Here is a 17065-nt window from a genome sequence, read left to right on the forward strand (position 1 = left end):
GCACATTCAGCTTCTGAACCACCTGGCATCCGCATAAAATGTGCCGAAAGGAACCAGGGAAGAGAAGAACGACAGGGATGATTTTTTGAATGTCCAGCTCCGCTCGGTAGCGACCTGAATGAGCAAAATGACAAACAAAACGAACAGCACGCCATGGGCCATGCCAACTACACGAACAGCCTGGGGGATGCCAGCGATATATTTTAATGGCATTGCAATGCCTAAAAGAACGAGGTAAGAAACGCCTTCAAGAAACGCGACGATCCGCAGACGGCCGAGTGCTGACTTTATTAAGGTAGAAATCATGAGAAAATCGACAAATGAGAATAATGCACTTTCGTCGTAAAGATACATATTCAAATGCTTGCAACGCACCTTCGTCAACAACCTTTTACATGGAATTGTGATATTTTCAAAATCATCTTATGAGGCAGTTACTTCCAGGGCCGCAGCTTCACCGGATACCAAAGCCCCTTCCATAAATCCTTGCCAGTCGGCCAGATGTTCGCCGGCAAAGTGTGTGTTGAGGAAGGGTTTTTGCAAAGCGGGGCGGGTCGTGTGCCATTGATTGATTCCATACATGGCGTAGGCGCCTTGTGAGAGGCTGTCGGTGCCCCAGTAGTAATTGGCCTGGGATTCGATCATGCCGCGTACATCTCCAAAAAATGGGTTAAGTGTTTGGTGGATCATTTCTTTGCGCCAGGCATCATTTTGATTGGACACCAATTCCGCCTTTTCGCCGATGGTGTATGAAATGAGGACACCTTTGGTGGATGGCTGATTCTTGGTCGCGTGGTAAAAATAATGCGGTACCTGATCCGTGATCATATCAAAGTTTTCGTCTTGCCAGAACCTCTTCTCGAAAAGCAGCGCATTTTTGTTGATACGGGCATATTGCAGTTCATTTAATGCCCTTATTTTTTCATCAGGCAAGCCGGGTTCCCATTGAATGTTCTTGATCGCAAATGTCGGGATCGCGCAGATCAGTTTATCGGCTTCGAAGGTTTGGCCATTTTCGCAATGAACGATCACATTATTTTTCTGTTCAATTTTCGTGACCTTATGGCCGGTGTGAATATGCTCCTGGCCGATCTTTTCAGCCAGTTTTCTAGCGAGCTCTCCGTTACCATTTTTGATTTTCAGATCCATTTCGTTTTTCTCACTGCTTTCAGCAAATGTCGCTAGCGCAATGAATGCGGAAACGTGCCTGATACTTTCTCCGAAATCGGTACTATCCAATAACTCGCGGAGGATGAGATCTTTTCCTTCGCAGCCATTATTGACCAGATACCGCCACCAGTCCATCTGATCCAGATGCAGCTTGTCCTGCTCACTCATCGTTTGGTACTGCTTTAAAAGAACCTTGAATTTGCCTTTCCAGTCGTCCGAGAAGTCCCAGTCGGTGCTTTTGGCATATTGATTTTTATAGATAAGATGGGTGTCAAACTGATTATTGAGTAACTCTAGTTTAAATTCGTCGCATAGCTCGCGCATGCGTATGTGCGAGTTGCCGACCCATTCGGCACCGAGCTCTACGGTGAGGTTTTGGGCGGGATCAACGATATGTGAAAAGACCCGGCCACCCAGCCTGTTGCGTGACTCAAGGACCGTCACGTCTACATTTTTTTTGCGCAATGCATAAGCCGCTGCAAGTCCTGCAAAGCCGCCACCAATGATAATAACCTTTGTTTTTTTACCAATTTGAACCTGACCAAATGCATTGGCAGATACGACGGCGCTACCGGCTAGCAGTGCGGACTGGCGAAGAAATTCTCTTCGGGAACTGAGTTGAGTGATAGTGTTCATGTATAGATTTCAGAATGTTTTCAAGAGGAACAACCTGAAATTAGGACACTATATACGCAACTCAATTTAACCTTTAGTTAGTGGTTAACATATTTACTATTTGGCAGTTATGTTTCAAATAAAAAGGGATCAACAGCGCTGGCTATCGATCCCTTTTTATTTGAAAATTGATGTGTTAAGCAGCCTGGACTTTTGGTTTTACCTTGCTCTGTCCGGCTGGCTGGCTTTCCTTGTTTCTCATTTTGATAAAATCCTTAAAACGCCTGATCGTAGCCAATATAAAGCCTATCACCAGTACAAAAGTCCCTAGCCAGAGAATGTTAATGAGCGGCTTCTCGGTCGCTTTCATCACAATAAAGTCTCGCTGTGTAGTATTGACTGAAAACGAGAACTGGCCCGTTTGAGGGTTAATTTCTTGAAACTGAATGCGCATTCCCAGCTCATTGCTCACCTCGGGCTTGCGCGCTACCATGCGGTCGCGGATCACGAAAGAAGGTGTGATGACAAACTCTTTGTCCTTATCCAAAACTCGGATAATGGCTTTTACGGCTGCATCTCCGGTTCCAAGCTTAACCCCTTCCACCTGCTCGGTCCTTACTACATTGTCCAGAATGGCTACATAGTCATTCACAAAAAATGTATCGCGCAGGTTAACCGTGAAATTCTCGGTCTGACTCCAAACCGGTTCCGCAGTGGGATTGGTCACCATCGAAACATAGGTGTACAAATCTTTATCAACCTTACGCTGAATGTCCGGCGAAGACACGATGCCCCCCATTCTCGGGTTGATCTGTACACGAGGGAAAAGTGTAAAAATCTTGCCCGAAGGCTCACGGTAATCGATTTCGTAATAGAAATTTTCAGGGAAAATCTCGATGGTATCGCCTTTGGAATTGTATTTCTTGTTATTAACTACAATGTCTCTGAGCGCAACCGCGTGAAAATCACCTTCTACAATGTCTACCCAGCTCTTAGGAATGTATCCCGGGATATGGCGTGGCTCTACGCGGACATCACGCCAGGTAAGCATATAATCGCCCATTTTCTCAGCCTTATTGAGCCAAAGCGTAATGTTTTCCTTATTCTCCTTATTGTCATTACTCGTGAATTCCTCGCTGCGGGAAATCATCAAACCTGAATTATTGATAGAAACAACCCGCGTGTATGCAGACGAAAACAGGATACCGATCAGCATCAGGGCTACACCAATGTGCGTGATCGCGCCACCAGATAAGTTGTAGTTTCCACGAATAATGTTGATCAGGATCGTTCCGTTGGCTACCACAGCAAATATCGCCGTTGTCAATAACACGATATATTGAATGTCTTTAACTCCTTTAAAAGTAATGACCGCCGCGCTGATCAGCAATGCGATCAGCAATGGATTATACAAAGCCTGCAACTTGCCTTTACCAACCCTTTTCCACCAGAAAAACTGCCCGATACCTGTCAGCGCAATGATCAGCGAGAAAAACCAGAGCTGGAATTTGTTGTAATGTCCTATTTGGTCGGCAGGTAACGCCATGTTCAGCACAGTTCCGAATGCTTCGGCGATCTTGTTATAAACCGGTATTGAGGTTGTAGCGAGAATCTGGAAACCTGACAGACAAAGTAATGTAGCTCCGATGAAAATCCAGAATTCCTGCGAGTAAGTCGAAACTTCTTCTTCGTCGCTTGGAAGACTTTTCCAGCGATATACTAACAAACCAATCGCTACAATGGTGAAAGTCAACAGGTAAACCAGCAACTGCCCGGAAAGTCCCAGATCCGTAAATGAGTGAACTGAAGCATTTCCCAACACACCGCTCCTCGTCATGAATGTCGAGTAAAGGATCAGTATAAATGTGGCAATCGTGAGTATAAACGATGTTTTAAGCGCGGTAGCGTTTTTACGGCCAATGATCATAGTATGCACTGCCGCAACCAGAATAATCCAGGGAACGATAGAAGAGTTTTCAACAGGATCCCAGTTCCAGTAGCTACCGAAGTTAAGCGTTTCGTAGGCCCAGTAAGCACCCATTAAAATACCTATCCCTAAAATCATGGCCGAAAACAATGCCCATGGCAATGCAGGACGAATCCATTCCTGAATTTTCTTAGTCCAAAGACCTGCGATTGCGAATGAGAAAGGAATTAGCGTAGTAGCGAAGCCTAGGAAAAGGGTAGGAGGGTGGATCACCATCCAATAGTTTTGCAAAAGCGGATTCAGACCATTACCGTCCTTCGGAATGAAATTAGGATCCATCTTGTAAACAGGGAGATCCGGCATTACTTCTTTCAGCAAAAGGAATGGTGTAGAACCGATTTTTAGATCCAGTCCGGGAATGACAACACCGAGTATCATGGATGTCAAAAAGGCCTGTACCAAGGCAAAAACGGTCATTACCGGTGCTTCCCACGATCGGTTCGTGAAGATGAGCACACAGCCCAGCACGACATTCCAAAAGATCCACAAAAGGAAACTACCTTCCTGATCTTGCCAGAAACTGGAAATGGTGTAGCCTGTTGGAAGAGATAATGAAGAATTTTTCCAGGCGTAATGGTATTCGAAATAATGATTGCCAATGATCCAGTAAAGTGAGAACACAACACCGATTACTGCTGCAACGTGGACATAGAATGTGATCCTTGCAAAACGTTTCCACGTGAGGGTATCTTCAATCGCGCCGCCGGCAACCGTGCCCTGGGCCATTCCCGCCCTGAAATAGGCATAGGTTGCCACAAGAGCGGTTACAAATGCAACAATGACCAACAGGTGCCCTGTACTTCCAATCGTGCTGTGAATCATGATTTTGTGGCTGTATGTTCAGTAGTTTCCATTTTACCGTTCTCGTATTTCGAGGGGCATTTCATTAGTATTTTTTCAGCGGAGAAAGCACCGTCTTTCATTTTTCCCACTACAACAACCTGCTCAGATTTATCAAAATCCTGTGGTTTAGTATTTTTATAGACTACCCTTTGCTCTACATTGTTGTTATCGATCAACGTGAAAACAAAGTAATTAGGGTCGATTTCAGGTTTATATTCCATTTCTACAATCCTTCCCGAAACGTCTTTTTTCAATTTGCCAACGACGTGAATACTTTCATTATCGCCATCCTGCGCCATTTCTTTCGCTTTCGAAAAATCGACATAGGTACTGGCGTCGCCAGCCGTTGAAACGATGATTCCAATGGCAACTGCAATGATGATTAAGCCGAATATCTGGATCTTTTTCATGGTACTACTTGATATTTAATTCCTTTTCAATTTTTCTAAGCTTCGCATCGATCCTAAGCATATTCACCGCGATGCCGGCAAAAATGACTGCGATCACAGCCACTACAACCCATATTTTACCATCTTCGCGTAGCTTGTCCGCCATGGGTACTGCTTCGGACGCCTGAGCCATTAAATTTCCTGAGATCAGGAACAAGGTTAAGAGGATGAGGGTGATTCTTTTCATTTTGATCAATGGACTAAAATCGTAACGAATTTTTGATTTGAAATGTTTGTGATGCTGAAAAATACAACCGTTGAAACTAAACTTTGTCAGCGGTAATGATCGCTTCTTCGCGGATGCGGTTGATCCGTTTAATTCTGATCCGCAGCTCTGCAAGCCACAGTCCCAGCAGGATATAACCGATAATGGCAGGGTAAAATACTTTCCTGATATTGTTGTCAAAATCGTAAGAACCGAATGTGCTGTTGCCGCCGCTGCCGGGGTGTAAAGAATCGGTCAGACGTGGGAGAATGTAAATGATCGGAATAAAAACAGCGAAGGCAAAGATGTTGTAAACCGACGAAATTCTTGCTTTTCTCTGCTCATCTTCAAAAGAGCTTCTCAGCAATAAATAAGCTAGATAGATCAGGATACCAACAGCTGCTCCATTCAGCTTGGGATCATTCGGCCAGGGATCGCCCCAGGTATAATTAGCCCACACTGAGCCGGTAAGGCAGCCCAGAATTCCGAAGAAAATCGCAGATTTTGCCAGTTCGCTTGCAATGTCGTCGTCGTTGATATTTCCTTTATTGAGGTACCTGATTGAAAATACCATGGAAGTGAACAGCAGCAATGTCATTGCCAGCCAAAGCGCAACGTGGAAATAAGTGTTGCGGATGCTTTCATTAATAATCGCCAGGTGTGGAACAGGCCCCATTATACCCATCACGATCACGTAGAATATGATGACGATGCAGAGGATTTTCCACCAGATCTTTCTCATTTTGAATCTTTTAACTTTTAAACTAAACTTCGCCAGCCCCAATCATCAGCTTCTCCATAAATAAGGAAAAAGCAGAATGCTGAGCGTAATTACTATGAGGTCAATGGATAATAGTGTGGTGATTTCGTCCGTGCTAACCGACCAGTCGAGCCCGTCCAATGCGTTTTTCGACAGCTTGATAGTCATCAACAACATGGGTAAAATGATCGGAAAACTAAGTACGGCCATTAAAGTAGCACTATTGTCTGCTTTCGATGCAATGCCAGCTACGAGGGTCAGTACCGAAGCAAATCCGATAGCAGCCAGAACAATGCAGATTATAAACAAGCCCATATCTTGAACCGCGTTTCCCATTACAAACGTGTAGAATACAAATCCGAATCCAGATAACAACAACATAATGAATGAGTTGTAAATGATTTTGGAAATAATAATCGCCTGCGGGCTGCACAAGTTGTAATAATATAGCAATCGTCCATGACGTTCCTGGGAGAAGCTTTTGGCAATGGCATTCACCGCTGTAAAAAGCAAAATGATCCAGAAAAGTGTATTCCAGACGATCGGAGTGAGCTGGTTCCTTCTGAGATTGAAACTGAGATAACACACAAAAACGGTGCTGACAACGTACAGCAGCATTCCGCTTAATGCGTATTTCTGCCGCCATTCCAGTGTTACTTCTTTCCAGATAAGGGTTTTGATCTCGTTCAAGATATTGCTCAATCCGCTTTTTTTACTGCTATTTTTCTTTTATAACAGACCTTTCGTGCTGCAAAAGTACTACATAAAGCCTGAGGGAAATAATAAATTGACTACGATTTTGACTGATTTGTATCATGCCAGAGACAATTGCAAGAGTATTGTTTGAATTGCCGTTTGTTAATGCTTAATTTGTGGTTTAAATAAACTGAATCTAAATAAGGAGCGTATGTCTGCTCGTACAGTTTCTCATCTCAAAAAGGGCGAAAAAGGGATCATTAAGTGTTTTAATGACCGGGCAATGTCTTTAAAGTTGCTTGAAATGGGCTGCCTTCCCGGCTGCGAAGTCCGGCTGGATGCCGTTGCACCTTTCGGAGATCCGATCTGTATCAATGTAGGAGGATGTTATAGTCTTTCCCTGCGCCTGAACGAAGCTTCGGTGATTGAATTAGAGTAAAAATACGTTCCGCTTTCAGCCTCTCCATTGAAACAAGTACATATAAAAGTTGCGCTGGTAGGTAACCCGAATGCCGGCAAGTCTACGTTATTTAATGAGTTAACCGGTCTACGCCAAAAAACGGGAAATTTCCCTGGTGTAACAGTCGAAAAGAAATCAGGTACCTTTCGAATTCATGCTGAAAACGGGCAGGAAGCGTCTTATGTAACATTGGTCGATTTACCTGGAACTTACAGCATTTACCCCAAATCAAAAGACGAAACGGTGGTCATGGATATCCTGGCCAACCCCAAGCACCCCGATTTTCCGGATGTGGTAGTCGTTGTTGCCGATGCTTCCAATCTCCAAAGAAACCTGCTTCTTTTTACTGAAATCAGCGATTTGGGGATACCTGCTGTACTCGCTTTGAATATGCTTGACGTCGCTACCAGCATGAACCTGACAGTTAATGCAGTTCAGTTGGCTATGCAGTTGAATGTTCCGGTGGTTCGGATTAATGCACGGACCGGAGAAGGAATTAGCAACTTAAAAGAGGCGATCCGGCAGGTTGCACAGTCCAAAGACAAACCTGCCTTGCGATATTTTTACGAGCCCAAAGGCAATGAAATTGAATTGATAGAGGAGGTGAAAGGGTTGTATCAGATTGATAATGATTATGTTGCCTTGCAGTATGTTTGCCAGCATGACAATTTTTCATTCCTGGAACAGCCTGTTCGTGCCAAACTGGATACCTTAATAGAAAAGTACGGATTCGACGAAAATAATTTCCTTGCCGAAGAAACAGTTGCCCGGTACGAGAAAATAAAACCGATCGTAAGTAGGTCAGTTAAGTCTGAAGGGGCCTCCGAGCAACCCTACTGGACACGTAAGCTGGATAGTATATTACTTCACCGGGTTTGGGGATACGTCATTTTTGCCCTTGTATTGCTGCTCGTTTTTCAGGCCATTTTTGCATGGGCGACATTTTTCAGCGACTGGTTGGATGTAACAGCGGCGCAAGGCATTGAGTGGGCAAAAGAGACCTTGCCCAAAGGCGTGTTGAATGACTTGCTTACAGACGGGGTTCTCGCGGGAATCGCGGGAATCATAGTTTTTATACCACAGATAGCCATTCTGTTCGCATTGGTTTCAATTTTGGAGGAGTCGGGCTACATGGCCAGGGTAATGGTGATTATGGATAAATTGATGCGCCGGTTTGGCTTGAATGGGCGAAGTGTTGTTCCGCTTATCTCGGGAGTGGCTTGCGCCGTGCCAGCCATTATGACTACCAGGAGTATCAGCAGCAGATACGAACGTTTGCTGACGATTCTGGTTACTCCTTTAATGAGTTGCTCTGCCCGTTTGCCCATTTACACGATCCTCATTGCATTGATAGTCCCTGAAAATGAGAAGATTGGGGTTCTTAGTATGCAAGGCTTGATATTATTTGGGCTGTATTTTCTGGGTCTGGTAGGCGCATTGGCATCTGCTTGGTTGCTTTCGCTTTTTATTCCGAGAAAAGAACCCAGCTACTTTATGCTGGAAATGCCTTCCTATAAATTACCCCGCTGGGGGCATGTGGGCTTTGCAATGTATGAAAGTGTAAAATCATTTGTACTGGAAGCAGGAAAAGTAATTATGGCGATATCCATTATTTTGTGGGTGCTGGCTTCCTATGGTCCCGGTGATAATATGGCTGTGGCGGGACAACAGACGATAGCAGCAATGCCTAAGGCTTCACAGGAAGAAATAGATGCAGCTGTTGCGTCCATTCGGCTGGAAACCTCCTACGCAGGTGAATTTGGACATTTTATTGAGCCTGCTATCAAGCCGCTGGGGTATGACTGGAAAATTGGTATCGCATTACTAGCGTCATTTGCGGCCCGGGAAGTGTTTGTAGGAACCATGGCGACTATTTATAGCATCAGCGGGGATTCGGAAGACGTACCTACTGTCAAACAAAGGTTGGTTCAGGAAAGAAATCCGGATACTGGTGGGCGGATGTTTACACCTGCTGTTTGCTATTCCTTGCTGATGTTTTATGTTTTCGCAATGATGTGTATGAGTACGATCGCGGTAGTGTATCGCGAAACCCACGGCTGGAAATGGCCATTGATTCAGCTGGCTTACTTAACAGTTCTCGCCTATGTATCGGCTTTCGCTGCTTATCAGCTGTTGAGTTGAATCAAGGGAAGATCCTGAACGGTTATCTTTCCTTTTTTCTCAGAAAGACGAATAGCTGCGTCCAGATCAACCACGAAATTGCGATCAAACTCGTTTAGATTGATGTTTTTTGAAATCGCTTTTACGAAAAATACTTTATCTGTTTTTTTTATAGGTCTCTCTTTCATTTTTGCGCGAAACTCTTGTCCCAATAATCCTGACTTTCCCATTTCTAACTAAGAAGTAAGAGGTTAATAATCTATTTGCAATACTTTTTCCAATACAAAGAAAACGAACTTCGCTCAATCTGTTGCTAATTAAAATCTTACGGTCAGGGTCTTTAAATATACTTTCTGCTTCAAGATTGATTATATAGTGTTTTTCCTCAGATTTTTTCTCATTTCCTTTATCCCAATCGAATTTTAACGGAGCCATACGAATGCCAAGGTGTTTACTTTGCAGTTGGATAGTGAACTGCAATCACCTTAATAAGACGCGTCGATGGTCGAAAGGTAACGGAGGTAGTTTAAATAAATAAACTACCAGCCCAAACAATCCACAACATCCGAGGCTATCAATGCACTTTGGCCTTTTTGTTCTGCGGCGCGGTCTCCAGCGAGGCCGTGCTCGTAAACTCCGAGAATGGCAGCATGTTCGGGTTTGTATTTTTGTGCCAATAAACTGGTAATGATGCCAGTCAATACGTCACCGGTGCCTCCTGTTGCCATTCCGGCGTTACCCGTGGAATTGAAATGAATGTCACCATTGGGAAGAATAACGGCAGTATTAGCGCCTTTGAGACAAATAATGACCCTATACTTTCTGGCAAATTCTTTTCCGAGTTGCAGTCGCTCGTATTCGTTACTACTCTCTCCGGCAAGCCGCTGAAATTCCTTCGGGTGAGGAGTTAAAATGGTGTTCTCGGGCAGTTTGTCTAATAAAAAGCGATTTTGTGAAAGGATATTCAGTCCGTCAGCGTCAATGATCAGCGGCACTTGTATCGTTTCAAGAAGCTGTTCCATTACTTTGACAGTAACCTCGTCCTGTCCGATACCTGGCCCAATCCCAACGGAAGAATAAGAATCCAGCTCAGGTAGCTGACTGATTTTTTTCTGATCGTCATCCATCACAGCCATTGCTTCGGGAATTGAAATCTGAATAATATCGTAACCACCGCCAGGTGAATGCATGGTCAGCAAACCTACTCCTGATCGGAGGCAAGCCTTTCCTGAAAGTACCGCAGCGCCCATTTTTCCGAAACTTCCCGCGATCAGCAACGCATGGCCGTAGGTGCCTTTGTGAGAAAATTTCTGACGGGGCTTAATGAGTGCTTCCGCCGCCTGTTTGTCGGTATAGTATAAGGAGGTTTCAGTTTTACGGATATAATGATCGCTTAGTCCAATGTCCACCAAATGCCAATCGCCCACATAAGCTGCATTTTGCGGCAGCAAGAATGCGAGTTTAGGAAGCTGGAATGCAACGGTAAAGTCTGGTTCAATGATAGCATCGTCTTCTGCGTTGGGCTGATCGGCATACAAACCGCTTGCAATGTCCACGGATACGAGGTTATTGGACAATTTATTCAATGAATCAATAATCTCTGCCAACAGTCCTTCAACCGGTCGCGAAAGTCCCGAGCCGAGCAAAGCGTCAATGCAGATCACATTTGGAGCAATGGACGGGAAATCGTCTATATGTTGAATGCTTTCGGGCTGTAAGTGATTTTTAAGCCTTTCCAGATTTTCCTGAAAATCAGCGGTAGCATTGTTGCTGTATTCAGCAATGTACACTTTTACATCATAGCTATGAACACTGAGAATTCGTGCAATAGCTAATCCGTCACCACCATTATTACCTTTTCCACAAAATATACGGACGGGCCGGGTGTTAACAAACTGATTACAAAACCACCGGATAAATGCATTCGAGGCGCGTTCCATCAGATCTATTGATGATATCGGCTCATTTTCAATGCTATATGCGTCTAGTGAACGAATTTGTTCTACATTGAAGATCTTCATAAAAATTGGTAAACCGCTTTTACATGCAAGGAAAAAATCTTAGCTTTGCACTCGTTTTCGCAAGAGCTGTTTTGAATGAAGGGGCGTCACCCCATCCGCTGGAAGCAAGCTATCATTTTTAATCCATAAAAGCATTCGTCATGAGCGAACTTATTAAACTCGTAGAAGCTACGATTGAAAATCGTAAATCCGAGTATCCTGAATTTACTTCAGGCGACACGATCAACGTACACGTTAAGATCCGCGAAGGTAACAAAGAGCGTATCCAGCAGTTTCAGGGTACGGTAATGCAACGTCGTAATCTTAGCGCAAGCGGTGAAACTTTCACTGTACGTAAAATCTCAAACGGCATTGCTGTTGAACGTGTTTTCCCAATCCTTTCACCTAGTATCGCAAAAATCGAATTGATTCGTCGCGGTAAGGTGCGTCGTGCCCGTCTGTTCTTCTTACGCGGCCGTCAGGGTAAAGCCGCTCGTATTAAAGAGCTTAAAGTATCGAAGTAAGATAAATATTCTTCGGACAAAAATTTTAAAACCCTGCAAGCGATTTTTTCCTGCAGGGTTTTGTTGTTTTATTGAAGAGCTATTAGCTTTTAACTATCAGCTATTAGCTTCTTTTGTTGAATAGGGCCTGCAAACATTTCTTTTATGAGCATTCCATTTTATAAATACCAAGGTACTGGAAATGATTTTGTACTGATTGATGACCGGAGCAAGACTTTTCCTGTTTCCAAAGCGTTAATCGCGTCTATTTGTCATCGCCGTTTCGGGGTAGGGTCAGACGGACTCATTCTGTTGCAAAATGCAGAGGGTTATGATTTCAAAATGGTGTATTTCAACGCCGACGGAGGTGAAGGCAGCATGTGTGGAAATGGTGGAAGGTGCGTGGTCAGGTTTGCCAATGATCTGGGGCTGTTTTCGGATAGTACCAAATTCATCGCTGTTGACGGCGAGCATGAGGCGAGCGTTTCGGACGATACCATCCGATTGAAAATGTCCAATGTGCAGGGAGTGGAACAATATGACGAATTCGACTTTATCAACACCGGCTCACCACATTACGTTACTTACGTGGATCACATCGAGGATGTGGATGTGGTAAATATTGGAAGTGACATACGCTACGGTTCAGTTTACGGCCCAAAAGGCGGCACTAATGTGAATTTTGTAGAGGTGATTGAAGATAATCATCTAAGTGTGCGTACTTACGAGCGTGGCGTGGAAGACGAGACCTACTCGTGCGGTACTGGGGTCACTGCCTGTGCATTATCAGCACATTTGCACAAAGGCTGGGCTGGCCCGGTTACTGTGGAAACGATTGGGGGTACTTTGGAAGTTGCCTACCAGGAAACTGCACCCGGCGAATTCAATGATATTTATCTGATCGGCCCGGCTGTAAAGGTTTTTGAAGGGAATTTAGACTTGCCAAGTCTTTGAGACTTGGCAAGTCTTGTTGCGTTCTACTCCGCCTCAATAATCCCGCCTTTGACATGGAAAATCTGCTTACCAACCCATTCAGGCACACGGCAGTAATCCATTGCGGCCACTTTACTCCTCACGCCATTTGTACAAATGACAATAATTGTTTGATATGGGATTAGCCAATCACGCTTTTCCCTGATCTCCGCCAATGGAATGTTAATCCCACCTTCGTTAAACTCTTCAAATTCCCAGGTTTCACGAACATCTACAAGCGCGGCTCCCGGATCTTTACTCAGTTCCTGTACCTTTTGTAAATCAATGTCCGTATAAGTATTTTTTGCCATAGTCCTGAAATGCAAAATCGTTACCGGTTATCCGAACACGGCTGACCAGTAACGAAGAAATCGGTAATACTTTTGCGTTATCTTACTGCGTAAGGATGATCGTTGACCACCGGAATATTCTTGGCGATCAATTTATGAATATCCTTCAAAAATGCTTTTTCATCCCGGTCACAAAACGAAAATGCAGTTCCTTTTGCCCCAGCGCGACCCGTCCGCCCGATCCGGTGAACGTAAGTCTCAGGAATATTAGGGATTTCGTAGTTGATCACGTGGGTCAGGTCGTCTACGTCAATACCTCTTGCGGCAATGTCAGTAGCTACCAAAACGCGTGTTGTCTGGCTTTTAAAGTTTTTCAATGCATTCTGACGCGCATTTTGTGACTTATTACCATGGATAGCCTCAGAAGTTACTCCGGCTTTCCTCAATACTTTCACTACTTTATCAGCACCATGCTTTGTTCTGGTGAAAACAAGCGCAGTAGCAATGTTCTGATCTTGTAAAATATGCAGTAAAAGTGAGTTTTTATCCGATTTGTCCACAAAAAACACGGATTGACGGATGGTATCAGCTGTCGAAGAAACGGGGGTAACTTCCACTTTCGCAGGGTTTCTTAGTATCGTGTTGGCCAATGTAACAATGGCCAGTGGCATGGTCGCAGAGAAAAACAGCGATTGTCTTTTCGCAGGAAGCAATTTGATGATTTTCTTCACATCGTGAACAAATCCCATGTCCAGCATACGATCTGCTTCATCCAATACGAAAAATTCAAGCAGGTTCAGTTTAATGAAGCCCTGGTTGATCAAATCCAATAATCTTCCCGGGGTAGCTATCAGCACGTCAACGCCTCTTTGCAATGCGTCAGTCTGAGGTTTTTGTCCTACGCCTCCGAAAACGACAGTATGTTTTACGCCTGTGTGACGTCCGTATGCGGCGAAGCTTTCACCGATCTGGATAGCCAATTCACGGGTAGGAGTTAGTATTAGCGCCCTAATGCGACTCTTTTCGAATTTGCCAACAGGGTTATCATGAAGGAGTTGCAACATTGGAATAGCAAAAGCGGCTGTTTTTCCTGTGCCCGTCTGAGCGCAGCCCAATAAATCCCTTTGCTCTAAAATAATTGGAATAGCCTTTGCCTGAATAGGTGTGGGAGTATTGTATCCTTCTTCTTGCAGAGCCTTAGCAATAGGCTCAATGAGTTTTAAATCTTGAAATGTCATTTGGTTTTTTTAATCGGCTATTCATATTAAAGTTTTGATAAAAACAGCCTTGAATCATATAAAAGGCCTTGTAAGCCAAGGGTATAACAGAACTAAGTTTTTAAACGTTCAGTAGTTACATTCTGCAAAAGTATTCAGGAATGTTTAACTTTCGTCTACATTCATCAACTCATTAGTGATTATGATCAGAGCCATTGCATTAACTATTTTATTATCAGCGGCATTCCTTTCAGTAAATGGACAGGATGTTTTGGTAAAAAGAAACGGCAAGACCATTGAAGGCAAGGTAACCGAAGTGGGAATTGACAAGGTTTTGTACAAAATCAGCAAAGATCCGGACGGGGCTAATTTTGTAATACGCAAAAACGAACTGAACAGGATTGAGTTTGGAAATGGGCAGACCGTTTTTATTAACGACCGTTTTCAGGATGATAAAAAGAGACGTCGACAGGATCCCGATGAAAGTTTTGGAAGAAATTTCATCAATTTCTCACCATTCAAGGCATTAGACAGCGGCCCGGGATTTGGCATAAGTTATGAAGCCATTGTTGACAAGCGCGGATATTTTGGCGTCATACTGCCTGTTACGATGGTCTTTCCTGACAGCTACCTGTATACCTATGATGGAAATCACAACAATTCTGAAATGTATTATTTCTCACCAGGACTAAAAATTTATCCATTTGGTCAGAAAAAAGTTACCTACTCAGTCGGACCCACGGTTTTTATGGGATGGGGCAATAGACGGAGTACTTACACTAATTACGAACCAACGACAGGCGTTTATATAGACGAGAGCGATAACGCCAAAAGGTTCAGGCTCGGGATGCTTGTCAATAATTATGTCAATTTTCAGATCACTCAGCGATTTCAAATCTCCTTGAATGCAGGCCTGGGTTCAAGATATATCGACAGGGAAACTTCTTCGTTCCGAAATTACAGCACAAGCGGAATGCAAATTATGGGCGAGTTCAATTTTAGTCTTGGACTACGGTTTTAACCAATCAAGATCTTTATTTCAAAACCCTGAACACCGGATACCGAAGATATTCTTTTTCGCGGTATGGAGAGTTTTCGTAGATATAATCCAGCTGCGCGCTACCGCTCTTGGCAAACTCAGGATCTGATTTTCGTTTTTCTTCGAGACGTGCTTTTAGTTCGGGTGATTTTTCAAGTAATGTTGCCGCCAGATCTTCGAAGACATAGTCAGAGTAATGTTCTTTTGCCTGTAAAATCGTATCAAAGAAATTCCATTTGAAAAACGAATCGACCGCCTTGGGTTCCAACGTTTCGATAATGTACCGGTTTGTCCATTGATCGACGGGTATGTACCAGTCGCCTTTTTTGAAAGATACTGTCTGCTTTTCTGTTCTTAATGCAACCCCGGTATGCCAGTAATGGCCTTCAAAGGGCTGCTTTGGTGAGTCGTATTTTTCAATGTAGTAGGTCTCTACATCCATTTCTGAATCCTTTTCAAGTTGCTTCACACTCACCTGGTTAAGCCTCAACAGATCAATGATATTATGCCAGCCTTGTGGAATAATGTAAGCTTCGGGCCTGATTACCTCGTCTAACGGCACATAGGTATCGTAAAACGGAATGTTCTTCGTGAATGGCTTGGAGCGGTTATAATGAAGTCTTTCAGCTCCGCTCACTTTACTGGGAAGATATTCAGGTTCATAGCCTTTGAACACGATCTGCGTATTTTTCTCCTTGTTCACTTGCCAGGAAACCGCAAACCTTTCCTGTGATTTAACCGCCTCTTTTGTTTCTTTTCTAAGTTTCAAAAGCTTTGAACGGTAAGCGGCCAGAAAGCGAATATTGCCGTGCAGGTAAGAATAAGTAGCCTTTACACGCTGGTCGTAGGGTTTTAGCATATGTGTTTCCGTCATCACGCCGATGGTGTGAAACAATGCCGCATAGCCTGTCGAATAGCGCGGCCAGTCTGGAAACTGTACAAATCCTTTGTCGGGCGTCTGGCCCCAGGCATTGACATAGGGGGTAGCTTCAAAACCGGTTTCTTTCAAATGCTTGTGCATATATGGAAGGAAAACTTTGTCATTGAATTCACCCAATGAACCTCCCAGCTTGTCTTTTTGTGCATAATCCAATGTCATCACGTACTGGTAGTCAGATCCATTGCTCACGTGCGTATCCGCGAAAAGATCAGGATCCAGCTCATGAAAAATAGCGGCAAAACTCCGCGCATTCCGGGTATCGCTTTTGATAAAATCACGGTTCAGATCATAATTTCTTGCATTACCGCGAAACCCATATTCTTCCGGTCCATCCTGATTGGTCCTGGTCGTGCTGTTACGGTTTAATGTTCCTCCAATGTTGTAAAAGGGAATAATAGCCAGTACAACACTATCCAGTTCCGGAAATTTGCCTGGGTTTGTAACAATGTCCCGGAGCAGCATCATGGACGCATCCACGCCATCAGGCTCGCCGGGGTGGATCGCATTGTTAATAAACAAGATCGCCTTGCCCTGTGCTTTGAGTTTTTGAATGTCAAACTGTTTGTTTTTAGAATACAGAACGAGATGTAAAGGCCTGCCACTATCCGTGAGGCCCTTTTCCTTCATTTGAATGGTAGGGAAGTTCTTTGCCAGCAGCTGATAAAAAGTAATTCCTTCGTCATAAGTGGGCGTTTGTTTGCCACCGCTGATTTCAAAATGGGTTTTGTATTGGGCGTTAGCAGAAATTGTAAAGAGTAATAGGAGAGAGAGTAGGAGTGTCCGCATCGTATATCAAGT

The 17065-nt window shown here is 44.0% G+C and carries 17 protein-coding genes; 5 read left to right on the forward strand and 12 right to left on the reverse strand.

Annotation, left to right across the window (positions count from 1 at the left end):
- Nucleotides 1-6: 6 nt before the first annotated feature.
- The 7 genes from ABIO93_RS16775 to ABIO93_RS16805 form a co-directional block, all read right to left on the reverse strand.
- Nucleotides 7-306: a DUF3817 domain-containing protein gene (locus tag ABIO93_RS16775; protein WP_348069749.1), complete on the reverse strand. Its 300-nt coding sequence runs from the start codon at nucleotides 304-306 to the stop codon at nucleotides 7-9.
- A 117-nt stretch (nucleotides 307-423) separates the two neighbouring features.
- On the reverse strand, nucleotides 424-1806 hold the full coding sequence (locus tag ABIO93_RS16780; protein ID WP_348069676.1) for an NAD(P)/FAD-dependent oxidoreductase: 1383 nt from the start codon (nucleotides 1804-1806) through the stop codon (nucleotides 424-426).
- 175 nt (nucleotides 1807-1981) lie between these two features.
- Nucleotides 1982-4594 carry a cytochrome c biogenesis protein CcsA gene (gene ccsA / locus ABIO93_RS16785; RefSeq protein WP_348069678.1) on the reverse strand — a complete coding sequence of 871 codons (2613 nt, stop codon included), beginning with the start codon at nucleotides 4592-4594 and terminating at the stop codon, nucleotides 1982-1984.
- Nucleotides 4591-5025, reverse strand: coding sequence for a cytochrome c maturation protein CcmE (locus ABIO93_RS16790; protein WP_348069680.1), 435 nt, complete (start codon nucleotides 5023-5025; stop codon nucleotides 4591-4593). The genes ccsA (ABIO93_RS16785) and ABIO93_RS16790 overlap by 4 nt, the downstream gene beginning before the upstream one ends.
- Before the next feature lie 4 nt (nucleotides 5026-5029).
- Entirely contained in the window at nucleotides 5030-5251 is a 222-nt protein-coding gene (locus ABIO93_RS16795; protein ID WP_244820794.1) for a CcmD family protein, read from the reverse strand.
- A gap of 76 nt (nucleotides 5252-5327) precedes the next feature.
- A complete protein-coding gene (gene ccsA / locus ABIO93_RS16800) occupies nucleotides 5328-6011 on the reverse strand; it encodes a cytochrome c biogenesis protein CcsA (protein WP_348069682.1) in 684 nt (227 codons plus the stop codon).
- Nucleotides 6012-6056: 45 nt separating this feature from the next.
- A complete protein-coding gene (locus ABIO93_RS16805) occupies nucleotides 6057-6731 on the reverse strand; it encodes a heme exporter protein CcmB (protein WP_348069684.1) in 675 nt (224 codons plus the stop codon).
- Between the two features lie 205 nt (nucleotides 6732-6936).
- Between ABIO93_RS16805 and ABIO93_RS16810 the strand changes: the two genes are divergently transcribed.
- Nucleotides 6937-7164 carry a FeoA family protein gene (locus tag ABIO93_RS16810; protein ID WP_348069686.1) on the forward strand — a complete coding sequence of 76 codons (228 nt, stop codon included), beginning with the start codon at nucleotides 6937-6939 and terminating at the stop codon, nucleotides 7162-7164.
- 27 nt (nucleotides 7165-7191) lie between these two features.
- On the forward strand, nucleotides 7192-9327 hold the full coding sequence (feoB, locus tag ABIO93_RS16815; protein WP_348069688.1) for a ferrous iron transport protein B: 2136 nt from the start codon (nucleotides 7192-7194) through the stop codon (nucleotides 9325-9327).
- On the opposite strand, the gene ABIO93_RS16820 is transcribed toward feoB, so the two are convergent.
- Both ABIO93_RS16820 and ABIO93_RS16825 read right to left on the reverse strand, forming a co-directional pair.
- Nucleotides 9312-9536 carry a hypothetical protein gene (locus ABIO93_RS16820; RefSeq protein ID WP_348069690.1) on the reverse strand — a complete coding sequence of 75 codons (225 nt, stop codon included), beginning with the start codon at nucleotides 9534-9536 and terminating at the stop codon, nucleotides 9312-9314. The genes feoB and ABIO93_RS16820 overlap by 16 nt on opposite strands.
- 309 nt (nucleotides 9537-9845) lie before the next feature.
- Nucleotides 9846-11327 carry an NAD(P)H-hydrate dehydratase gene (locus ABIO93_RS16825; protein WP_348069692.1) on the reverse strand — a complete coding sequence of 494 codons (1482 nt, stop codon included), beginning with the start codon at nucleotides 11325-11327 and terminating at the stop codon, nucleotides 9846-9848.
- A 140-nt stretch (nucleotides 11328-11467) separates the two neighbouring features.
- Between ABIO93_RS16825 and rplS the strand changes: the two genes are divergently transcribed.
- Entirely contained in the window at nucleotides 11468-11830 is a 363-nt protein-coding gene (gene rplS / locus ABIO93_RS16830; RefSeq protein WP_244820788.1) for a 50S ribosomal protein L19, read from the forward strand.
- 144 nt (nucleotides 11831-11974) lie between these two features.
- On the forward strand, nucleotides 11975-12763 hold the full coding sequence (dapF, locus tag ABIO93_RS16835) for a diaminopimelate epimerase (RefSeq protein WP_348069694.1): 789 nt from the start codon (nucleotides 11975-11977) through the stop codon (nucleotides 12761-12763).
- 23 nt (nucleotides 12764-12786) lie between these two features.
- Here the strand turns inward: dapF and ABIO93_RS16840 are convergent, their stop codons facing one another.
- Nucleotides 12787-13092, reverse strand: coding sequence for a rhodanese-like domain-containing protein (locus ABIO93_RS16840; RefSeq protein ID WP_348069696.1), 306 nt, complete (start codon nucleotides 13090-13092; stop codon nucleotides 12787-12789).
- A 77-nt stretch (nucleotides 13093-13169) separates the two neighbouring features.
- Nucleotides 13170-14309 carry a DEAD/DEAH box helicase gene (locus ABIO93_RS16845; protein WP_348069698.1) on the reverse strand — a complete coding sequence of 380 codons (1140 nt, stop codon included), beginning with the start codon at nucleotides 14307-14309 and terminating at the stop codon, nucleotides 13170-13172.
- A 181-nt stretch (nucleotides 14310-14490) separates the two neighbouring features.
- Here ABIO93_RS16845 and ABIO93_RS16850 point away from each other — a divergent pair, with 181 nt between their 5' ends.
- Nucleotides 14491-15309: a hypothetical protein gene (locus tag ABIO93_RS16850; protein ID WP_348069700.1), complete on the forward strand. Its 819-nt coding sequence runs from the start codon at nucleotides 14491-14493 to the stop codon at nucleotides 15307-15309.
- Nucleotides 15310-15322: 13 nt separating this feature from the next.
- On the opposite strand, the gene ABIO93_RS16855 is transcribed toward ABIO93_RS16850, so the two are convergent.
- Entirely contained in the window at nucleotides 15323-17053 is a 1731-nt protein-coding gene (locus tag ABIO93_RS16855; RefSeq protein ID WP_348069702.1) for a M14 family metallopeptidase, read from the reverse strand.
- Nucleotides 17054-17065 lie beyond the last annotated feature (12 nt).

It is taken from the genome of Dyadobacter sp., assembly GCF_039919315.1.
Lineage (GTDB): Bacteria > Bacteroidota > Bacteroidia > Cytophagales > Spirosomataceae > Dyadobacter.

Bases quoted from the DNA above. Each gene is read 5' to 3' on its own strand.
- dapF (WP_348069694.1), top strand. From the start codon at position 11,975: ATGAGCATTCCATTTTATAAATACCAAGGTACTGGAAATGATTTTGTA.
- ABIO93_RS16780 (WP_348069676.1), bottom strand. From the start codon at position 1,806: ATGAACACTATCACTCAACTCAGTTCCCGAAGAGAATTTCTTCGCCAG.
- ABIO93_RS16790 (WP_348069680.1), bottom strand. From the start codon at position 5,025: ATGAAAAAGATCCAGATATTCGGCTTAATCATCATTGCAGTTGCCATT.
- ABIO93_RS16820 (WP_348069690.1), bottom strand. From the start codon at position 9,536: ATGGGAAAGTCAGGATTATTGGGACAAGAGTTTCGCGCAAAAATGAAA.
- ABIO93_RS16795 (WP_244820794.1), bottom strand. From the start codon at position 5,251: ATGAAAAGAATCACCCTCATCCTCTTAACCTTGTTCCTGATCTCAGGA.
- ABIO93_RS16810 (WP_348069686.1), top strand. From the start codon at position 6,937: ATGTCTGCTCGTACAGTTTCTCATCTCAAAAAGGGCGAAAAAGGGATC.
- ABIO93_RS16850 (WP_348069700.1), top strand. From the start codon at position 14,491: ATGATCAGAGCCATTGCATTAACTATTTTATTATCAGCGGCATTCCTT.
- ccsA (WP_348069682.1), bottom strand. From the start codon at position 6,011: ATGAGAAAGATCTGGTGGAAAATCCTCTGCATCGTCATCATATTCTAC.
- ABIO93_RS16840 (WP_348069696.1), bottom strand. From the start codon at position 13,092: ATGGCAAAAAATACTTATACGGACATTGATTTACAAAAGGTACAGGAA.
- ABIO93_RS16845 (WP_348069698.1), bottom strand. From the start codon at position 14,309: ATGACATTTCAAGATTTAAAACTCATTGAGCCTATTGCTAAGGCTCTG.
- ccsA (WP_348069678.1), bottom strand. From the start codon at position 4,594: ATGATTCACAGCACGATTGGAAGTACAGGGCACCTGTTGGTCATTGTT.
- rplS (WP_244820788.1), top strand. From the start codon at position 11,468: ATGAGCGAACTTATTAAACTCGTAGAAGCTACGATTGAAAATCGTAAA.
- ABIO93_RS16775 (WP_348069749.1), bottom strand. From the start codon at position 306: ATGATTTCTACCTTAATAAAGTCAGCACTCGGCCGTCTGCGGATCGTC.
- ABIO93_RS16855 (WP_348069702.1), bottom strand. From the start codon at position 17,053: ATGCGGACACTCCTACTCTCTCTCCTATTACTCTTTACAATTTCTGCT.
- ABIO93_RS16825 (WP_348069692.1), bottom strand. From the start codon at position 11,327: ATGAAGATCTTCAATGTAGAACAAATTCGTTCACTAGACGCATATAGC.